This window comes from Endozoicomonas sp. SESOKO4, assembly GCF_024606275.1.
The window spans coordinates 1-1,075 of record NZ_JAHHPS010000648.1; the positions used below are offsets into that span (position 1 = coordinate 1).

The following is a 1,075-nucleotide window of genomic DNA, read 5'->3' on the forward strand; positions in this document are numbered from 1 at the left end:
AGAGTCGCACCAGGGCCAGGTCAATTTCACGATTTCCAGAGTGAGTGCATAGAATGTCTTCACTGGCATTGGGGGGCTTGCCACTCCTGTTCAACAGCAGTTTTTCAGCCCGTTCAGTCTTTCCCATCAACTGCCAGAGTCGTGCCAGGGCCAGATCAATTTCATTATCCCCACAGGCCTCACAAAGGAACGCCTCGCCGTTATTGGGTCGCTTGCCAATCATCTCCAGCAGCAACTTTTCAGCCCATTCATACAGGCCTCTCTCCTGTAAGTGTCGCGCCAGGGCAATATTGACGATATGGAGATGTTTATGAAGGGTTTCCGCAGTGGCAGTTTTTCGATTCGATAGCAGCTTTCTGGTCAGCTCTTTTCTCACGTTCACCAGCAGTGTTTCAGTCATCTGGTGTTTTTTCATAAACTGCCACAGTCGGGCATTGGTAACATCAGCGTCAAAATTGTGAGATTTCTTGCAAAGGATTTCTTCATCGGCATCGGGGTCTATATTTCTCAGTCTTATCAGTCGTTCTTCAGCTTTCGAGAATAACCCAAGTGCCTGTTCACAGCGGCTCAGGGTCAGGTCAAGGTTGTGAATGGTGGAAGCCCCTAATGGAGTCAATGATCCTTTCGATCTGAATGCTTCCAGAAGATCAAAGGCTTCTTTCAGTTTTTCCCGGTTTTGCTCTTTCAACGATCTTGCCAGTCCCATGACTGAGCTTTGTTCGTCGGCGTCGCTGAGTTGGACCCGGTATTCTTCCAAGACAGCCTTGAATGTGGCTTCTGCGTAGCTGAAATGCTGGTTTTTCAGTGCTATATAGGCTTCACGGATTTTTCTTTCAGCCGGTTCAGGCGATTTCTTTCTGGTTGACTGGTGTGACCTCTGAACAGAAGGTTTGCTGTGCCCGGTGGTTCGCCGACGGCGAATATCCGTGCGCGTGTTCGACCAGGGACCACGAGGAACAAACGGTTGCGCATTCGGGTTTAAATCGGATGCAGGCTTTGTGTCCTGATGAGCGTCCTGATCGGAATCAGGCAGGTGATTTTGTGACGGTTGCGATGTTGAACCATAGGCTGGTGG

1 protein-coding gene is annotated in these 1,075 nt (G+C 49.7%); it reads right to left on the minus strand.

Going from position 1 to position 1,075, the window contains the following annotated elements:
• A partial coding sequence (locus KDK16_RS12660; RefSeq protein ID WP_257276397.1) for a PABP-interacting PAM2 motif-containing protein occupies positions 1-1,075 on the minus strand: 1,075 nt, incomplete at both ends.